This is a genomic window from Lentibacter sp., from assembly GCF_029254145.1.
Classification (GTDB): domain Bacteria; phylum Pseudomonadota; class Alphaproteobacteria; order Rhodobacterales; family Rhodobacteraceae; genus Lentibacter.
This window is the reverse complement of the sequence record NZ_JAQWYD010000018.1, coordinates 1-6818: the sequence shown is the minus strand read 5'-3', so window position 1 is coordinate 6818 and position 6818 is coordinate 1. Positions and strand designations below refer to the sequence as shown.

The following is a 6818-nucleotide window of genomic DNA, read 5'->3' as shown; positions in this document are numbered from 1 at the left end:
GGTTTACATTGGGCAGGGACACAAAATCAGGTGGTAGAGCAGGCTCTCCATACATAGCTATGCCATGTGAAGGCTCAGCCATGGCGCTGCCACAGGTCAGCATCAGGGCAAAAAAACCGCCGCAAACCCATGCTGCTGCTTGGAAAAATACTGATCTCATTTTAGTGACAATCCCGCTCGTTCCTTGTTTTCTTGCTGCAATCCTTAACCCGCACGGAAAGCCAAGACAAACTTTTAGCTTGGATTGGGCGTTAACATCTCTTATAGAGGCCTTACTGCTCGATAGGTTTCTTGCCTGTATGAAACCTGCCTCAATAACTTGACGCCAGCTTCGCGCTGGCGTTTTTTTTTGGCAGAGTGGTCTGCTCATCATGACGACATCTTGGCCTCTGCGAGCTGACGCGCTAGGTCTGAGTGAAACAGATATGGTGGAACATCACATGACACTCAATGGTAAGACAGCGGTTATCACAGGCTCCAACTCTGGCATCGGGCTTGGCATTGCATGGGAGATGGCACGAGCAGGGGCCGACGTTGTCCTCAATTCGTTTACTGACAGTGCAGATGATCATGCTTTGGCAGCACGGATGGCCAAAGAGACGGGCGTCTCTGTCCGCTACATTCAAGCCGATATGTCCAAGGGCACCGAGTGCCGCGCGCTGATTGAAAAGGCGGGTCGTTGCGACATTCTGATCAACAATGCAGGCATCCAGCACGTCGCTGCAATTGATGAGTTCCCGACCGAAAAATGGGATGCAATTATTGCGATCAATCTGACATCGGCCTTTCATACGACCGCTGCCGCGCTCCCTATGATGCGCAAATCGGGTTGGGGCCGTATCATCAACATTTCATCTGCACACGGCCTGACAGCTTCGCCTTACAAATCTGCGTACATTGCAGCAAAGCACGGGGTTGTTGGCCTGACGAAAACAACGGCTCTAGAGACAGCGCAGGATCCGATCACAGCCAATGCGATATGTCCTGGTTATGTTTTGACACCGCTTGTTGAGGCGCAAATTCCCGACACGATGAAAGAATACGACATGAGCCGCGAAGACGTGATCAAGAATGTTATGCTGACGCGGCAACCCTCTAAAGAGTTTGCCACAGTTGAACAGCTCGGTGGTACGGCGGTTTTCTTGACATCAGATGCAGCAGCTCAAATCACAGGTACAACGATTTCGGTCGATGGTGGCTGGACAGCGCTGTAAAGCTTAACTGCTTTTCGCAGGTTGGCTTGGATCTTTTGAATTTGGATAGACCAAGCCAGCCGAAATGACGAGTTTCGCCGCATCTTCGACTGTCATATCAAGCTCGATCACATCTTCTTTTGGTACAAAAAGCAGAAAACCAGACGTCGGGTTCGGCGTTGTGGGGAGGAAGATGCTCATCATTTCAGCATCTGTCTTTGCGCGCTTTGCAATCTCGCCCTTGGCAGAGGTAGAGACAAAGCCAATGGCCCAAATGCCTTTGCGGGGGTACTCTATGAGACAGGCTTTTTCAAAGCTACGCTCAGATTGTGCAAAGACTGTCTCGGCAATCTGCTTTACCCCGTTATAGATCGAGCGCACAACAGGCACGCGCTCAAGCAATCCTTCGGCATAGCGAATGAGGGAGCGGCCAAGAAGACCCTTGGCAAGCCAACCGACAAAGATCGTGAAGAAGAAGAAAACAAATACGCCAACACCGCGAATGTTGACATGAATCCAGTCGTCAGTTCCGTAGGTTCTGTCCAGCCAGCGGTTGACCAATTGCTCTGGATGATAGTTCGCAGGCACAAAGGGCATGACAAAACCATCAACCCAGCCGATGAAACTCCAAAGTAGCCAAATCGTGAAGGCGACAGGCGCGATCACGATCAGCCCGGTGAAAAAAGACGCGCGCAGACCTGCAAACATGCTGCGGCGTTTGTGGGTATCTTCGTCGAAAGGCGTTGTCATCTGGAAAGTCGTCCCGCGTTACTGCACTTCATTTAGGCGCTCACAGGCAACTTCACAATCTCTAAGCGCGCAAAACCTTCCGAGACTAGGCTTAGGACTTCAATTCGCCCGCAATCTGTGCAGCCAAGCGCGCATTGTTGAGAACAAGGGCAATATTTGTAACAAGTGAGCGGCCGTCGGTCAGCTCAAAGATGCGCGCGAGCAGGAAGGGTGTGACAGCTTTCCCAGTAATGCCTTGCGCCTGTGCTTCACCTTGGGCCTGCTCAATGATCGGGGCGAGGGCGCCACGGCTGATCTCGGCCTCTTTTGGAACAGGGTTGCCGACAAGCTGCCCCCCCGGAAGGCCCAAAGCGGCGCGCATCATATGGGCCTTGGCGATCTCTCCAGCTGTGTTCATTTGCAAAGGGGCAGCCAGTCCAGAATTGCGCGACCAAAAGGCTGGAAACTCGGGCTGACCATAGCCAATCACAGGGACACCAAGTGTTTCTAGAACTTCGAGGGTCTTGGGAATATCCAGAATTGCCTTCGCACCTGCCGCCACAACAGTGACTGGGGTCTGCGCGAGCTCTTGGAGATCTGCTGAAACATCAAAGCTAAGTTCCGCCCCCTGATGCACGCCGCCGATCCCGCCCGTGGCAAAGACTGATATTCCAGCGAGATGTGCGGCAATCATTGTTGCCGCGACAGTTGTTGCACCTGTTCCGCCTGTCGCCAAACAGGCAGCGAGATCGGCGCGTGAAAGCTTGGCAACGCCTTGGGTTTTGCCGAGAGCTTCAAGCTCGCCCTGTTCGAGACCGATATGCAGCGTTCCGTTTAGCACGGCAATTGTCGCAGGGGTCGCCTCGTGGCTACGCACTTCAGCTTCAACAAGTTGAGCCGTCTCAACATTTTGGGGGAAGGGCATCCCATGGGTGATAATAGTGCTCTCCAAAGCTACGATAGGTTTAGAGTCCGCCTGCGCGGCGCGCACTTCAGTCGAATATATTATTTCATACATAATTGTCGTCTCCTGCCACATAGGCCGCGGCTGTTTTTTGAGCAAATTCGAGTGCTTTTGGCCGGCTCATACCGTCAATCTCCCCTGCAATATGAGCCGCCATAAACGTATCACCTGCGCCAGTGATGCGTTGGGCGATCACTTGGTGCGGCTCAGCCTCATATGTTTCGTTCACACAAGCATCACACGCCGCATCAGCTCCATGAGTGACCACAACGCGCCGCGCGCCAGCTTCTAATAGCGCTTCAGCGCCCGCGCGCGCTGTCGGGAGTCCGGTTTTACCACTGATCAGCTCTGCTTCTTCAAGATTGACATAGAGCGTTGCACCCTTGTGCCCAATAATCGCGCGCAAGCGCTCCGCTTTGCCAGGCGACGCCGGCGCAATCCGCAAATCAGCTGCCACAAACGCCTCGCTCCGGGACACCTCTGATAAAAGAGCTTCGGTCAGATTTCCATCGAGCGCTATGGCGCCACGATATGGCGCCAGTGCCGATCCAAGCGTGCCATCCATCAGTGGTGTCAAAATCTCAGCTCCAGCGTCTTCGAGCGAATGCGCGTCTGCAATCGCCGCGATGAGCCCATTCATGCCCTCAATCGCCATATAGGCGTCCGTGGGTCGTGCACTTAAGTATATATGATCCGTGACAAGTCCCAAGTCCTGAGCGGTTTTGATGAGCTCCTGACCTGCCTTGTCGCGCCCAAGCGCTGAGAGCAACATAGGCGAAAGACCAAAGCGCGCAAGCGTCATCGCAATATTCATCGCAACACCACCAGGCAAGCGGGTAATCCGTCCGGGCATATCGTTTCCGACCCGCATTTCGCGAGGCGTGCGCCCTATAATGTCCCAAAGGACAGAGCCGATACAAATGATCTGATGAGATGTGCTGTGCATGGTGTCTAAATGAAGATAACCCCTGTACTTGGCAATGCTTTTCCATGAAACAGAATAGGCTCTTGCAAAGGGCAGGGGGCAGTTATATACGCGCGCCACTAACTTCGCAGATGGAAGCGGGCTCATGGGGGAGAAATCCTTATGTGTCCACCGGTTGAAGCATTCGCTTCTCTTCCTTCCATCAAGGCATAAACCGGAAAGGAAAAAGACAATGGCTCTTCCTGAGTTCACATTGCGTCAGCTGCTTGAAGCAGGCGTACACTTTGGTCACCAAACACAACGCTGGAACCCACGCATGGGCCCGTTCATTTACGGCGCGCGCAACGGCATCCACATTATGGACCTTACACAAACAGTTCCAATGCTGGACGCAGCTCTGAGCGCCGTTCGCGATACAGTTGCAAAAGGCGGCCGCGTACTTTTTGTTGGTACAAAGCGCCAAGCTGCGACACCTGTTGCGGAAGCAGCAGAGCGTTGCGCACAGTATTACATGAACCACCGCTGGCTCGGTGGCACGCTGACAAACTGGCAGACAGTTTCAAAGTCGATCAGCCGCCTCAAGTCAATCGACGAGAAGATGGAAACAGGCTTTGAAGGCTTGACCAAAAAAGAACGTCTCGGCATGGAACGTGACCAAGAGAAGCTGCAAGCGTCTCTCGGCGGTATCCGTGAAATGGGCGGCGTGCCTGATCTGATCTTCGTTATCGACGTGAAAAAAGAAGCACTGGCCGTTGCCGAAGCTAACAAACTGGGTATCCCCGTTGTTGCTGTGGTTGACACAAACTGCTCACCAGACGGCGTTGATTACATCATCCCAGGCAATGACGATGCGGCACGCGCAATTGCGCTCTACACCGATCTCGTTGCGCGCGCGGCTCTTGACGGCATGTCAGCTCAGCTCGGCAATGCCGGCGTTGATATCGGCGCAATGGTTGATGCACCTGTTGAAGAAGTAGCGGCAGAAGCGCCAGCTGCAGAAGCAACAGCAGAAGCTTAAACCCGACGGGTTGACCTTAGACATGCAGGCGCAAGAGAGTTGCGCCTGCTTATTTTCAATTTTGTTACGAGGAGAGCCAAGATGGCGATCACAGCAGCATTGGTGAAAGAACTGCGCGACAGCACGGGCGCAGGTATGATGGACGCAAAAAAAGCACTGACAGAAACTGACGGCGATATGGAAGCCGCTGTTGACTGGCTGCGCACCAAAGGTCTTGCGAAAGCAGCTAAAAAGTCAGGCCGTACCGCGGCTGAAGGCCTTGTGGCTGTTCAGGTTTCTGGCGGCAAAGGTGTTGCCGTTGAAGTGAACTCTGAAACTGACTTCGTCGGTAAAAACGCAGAATTCCAAGACATGGTCGGCAAGATTGCCCAAGCCGCAACAGGCGTTTCAAACGTTGAAGAGCTGGCCGCAGCAAGCGTTGGTGGCAAAGTTGTTGCCGATATGATCACAGACAAGATCGCCACGATTGGTGAGAACATGTCTTTGCGCCGGATGGCAGCTCTTGAGGGCGACACAGTCGTATCTTACGTGCACAACGCAGCCACAGACGGCATGGGCAAAATCGGTGTTCTCGTGGCCATGACTGGCGGCGACGAAGGCTTTGGCAAAATGGTAGCGATGCACATCGCCGCTGCGCGCCCAGAAGCGCTGAACGAAGCTGCTCTTGATCCTGCATGGGTCGCTAAAGAGCGTCAGGTTCAGATCGACATCGCGAAAGAGTCAGGCAAGCCTGATGCCGTGATCGAGAAGATGATTGTTGGTCGCATGGCGAAGTTCATGGCCGAGAACACACTCCTTGGCCAAGCGTTCGTTGTGAACCCAGATCTTTCTGTTGAGCAAGCCGCGAAAGAAGCGGGCGCAACCATCACTGGTTTCGTACGCATGGAAGTCGGTGAAGGCATCGAGAAAAAAGTAGAGGACTTTGCAGCTGAGGTTGCAAAAGCCGTACAAGGCTAAGGCCATATCTCTTTGAGTTTAAAGACGGCGTCGCCCAAGTTGGGTGGCGCCGTTTTCTTTTGGGAAAGTTGGTCGGTGGTGGGGTTGATACCAAGCCAGTAAATCTCGCTAATTCAGAGGTTTAGATACTTTATCACTTAACATAATACATATTATACGATATATATATTTGGAGATAAGGGGCGCATATTGCGCCCCTATTGTTTAGAAAAATGCCTGCAAGCCAGTCTGAGCGCGCCCGAGGATAAGCGCATGGACGTCATGTGTGCCCTCATAGGTGTTCACAGTCTCAAGGTTCATCGCATGCCGGATGACATGGTACTCGAGCGTTATGCCGTTGCCGCCATGCATGTCGCGGGATTGTCTTGCAATATCAAGAGCTTTGCCGCAGTTGTTACGCTTTAACATTGAGATCATTTCTGGTGCCGCTCGCGCCTCATCCATCAATCGACCAAGACGCAATGCGCTATGAAGACCGAGCGTAATCTCTGTCTGCATATCGGCAAGTTTCTTCTGGAACAGCTGTGTTTGTGCCAGTGGCCGTTTAAATTGGTGGCGATCAAGTCCATACTGACGCCCGGCATGCCAGCAGAATTCTGCGGCGCCCATTACGCCCCAAGAAATACCATACCGCGCGCGGTTCAAGCATCCAAAAGGCCCTTTAAGCCCTTGAACATTAGGCAAAAGAGCATCTTCACCTACTTCAACGCCATCCATAACAATCTCGCCTGTCACAGAGGCCCGCAAGCTCATTTTGTTTGCGATTTTGGGCGCTGAGAGGCCCGTCATCCCTTTTTCAAGGATAAAGCCGCGGATTTTACCGCCGTGGCCTTCTGACTTGGCCCAAACAACAAACACATCCGCAATCGGTGCGTTGGATATCCACATCTTAGCGCCGGAAATTTTGTACCCATTCGCTGTTTTAGTGGCGCGAGTTTTCATGCCTGCCGGGTCAGATCCGGCATCCGGTTCGGTCAGCCCGAAACAGCCAATCAAGTCACCAGACGCCAATCCGGGCAGGTATTTCTGGCG

The 6818-nt window shown here is 53.1% G+C and carries 8 protein-coding genes; 3 read left to right on the top strand and 5 right to left on the bottom strand.

The genetic code is table 11. The features are described 5' to 3' along the window. Positions 1–373 (bottom strand): hypothetical protein (locus tag P8O11_RS02170; protein WP_300291168.1); only part of this gene is annotated, 373 nt, incomplete at its 3' end. Positions 374–440: 67 nt separating this feature from the next. Here P8O11_RS02170 and P8O11_RS02165 point away from each other — a divergent pair. After that, a complete protein-coding gene (locus P8O11_RS02165) occupies positions 441–1214 on the top strand; it encodes a 3-hydroxybutyrate dehydrogenase (protein WP_300291170.1) in 774 nt (257 codons plus the stop codon). A gap of 3 nt (positions 1215–1217) precedes the next feature. Here the strand turns inward: P8O11_RS02165 and P8O11_RS02160 are convergent, their stop codons facing one another. The 3 genes from P8O11_RS02160 to P8O11_RS02150 form a co-directional block, all read right to left on the bottom strand. After that, complete coding sequence (locus tag P8O11_RS02160; RefSeq protein WP_300291166.1) at positions 1218–1943, bottom strand: DUF502 domain-containing protein; 726 nt, start codon at positions 1941–1943, stop codon at positions 1218–1220. A gap of 91 nt (positions 1944–2034) precedes the next feature. Further along, positions 2035–2940, bottom strand: a complete 906-nt coding sequence (locus P8O11_RS02155) for a pseudouridine-5'-phosphate glycosidase (protein WP_300291164.1) — start codon at positions 2938–2940, stop codon at positions 2035–2037. Next, positions 2933–3832: a PfkB family carbohydrate kinase gene (locus P8O11_RS02150; RefSeq protein ID WP_300291162.1), complete on the bottom strand. Its 900-nt coding sequence runs from the start codon at positions 3830–3832 to the stop codon at positions 2933–2935. Before P8O11_RS02150 ends, P8O11_RS02155 begins: the two co-directional genes overlap by 8 nt. A gap of 211 nt (positions 3833–4043) precedes the next feature. Here P8O11_RS02150 and rpsB point away from each other — a divergent pair, with 211 nt between their 5' ends. Then, on the top strand, positions 4044–4829 hold the full coding sequence (gene rpsB / locus P8O11_RS02145; RefSeq protein WP_089891131.1) for a 30S ribosomal protein S2: 786 nt from the start codon (positions 4044–4046) through the stop codon (positions 4827–4829). Between the two features lie 81 nt (positions 4830–4910). Continuing rightward, positions 4911–5786: a translation elongation factor Ts gene (tsf, locus tag P8O11_RS02140; RefSeq protein ID WP_089891128.1), complete on the top strand. Its 876-nt coding sequence runs from the start codon at positions 4911–4913 to the stop codon at positions 5784–5786. A gap of 204 nt (positions 5787–5990) precedes the next feature. Here the strand turns inward: tsf and P8O11_RS02135 are convergent. Beyond that, the coding region (locus P8O11_RS02135; RefSeq protein ID WP_300291158.1) for an acyl-CoA dehydrogenase family protein at positions 5991–6818 on the bottom strand (828 nt) is incomplete at its 5' end.

Excerpts from the sequence above, each read along its gene's own strand:
- rpsB (WP_089891131.1), top strand. The coding sequence starts at position 4,044 with ATGGCTCTTCCTGAGTTCACATTGCGTCAGCTGCTTGAAGCAGGCGTA.
- P8O11_RS02155 (WP_300291164.1), bottom strand. The coding sequence starts at position 2,940 with ATGTATGAAATAATATATTCGACTGAAGTGCGCGCCGCGCAGGCGGAC.
- P8O11_RS02165 (WP_300291170.1), top strand. The coding sequence starts at position 441 with ATGACACTCAATGGTAAGACAGCGGTTATCACAGGCTCCAACTCTGGC.
- P8O11_RS02160 (WP_300291166.1), bottom strand. The coding sequence starts at position 1,943 with ATGACAACGCCTTTCGACGAAGATACCCACAAACGCCGCAGCATGTTT.
- tsf (WP_089891128.1), top strand. The coding sequence starts at position 4,911 with ATGGCGATCACAGCAGCATTGGTGAAAGAACTGCGCGACAGCACGGGC.
- P8O11_RS02150 (WP_300291162.1), bottom strand. The coding sequence starts at position 3,832 with ATGCACAGCACATCTCATCAGATCATTTGTATCGGCTCTGTCCTTTGG.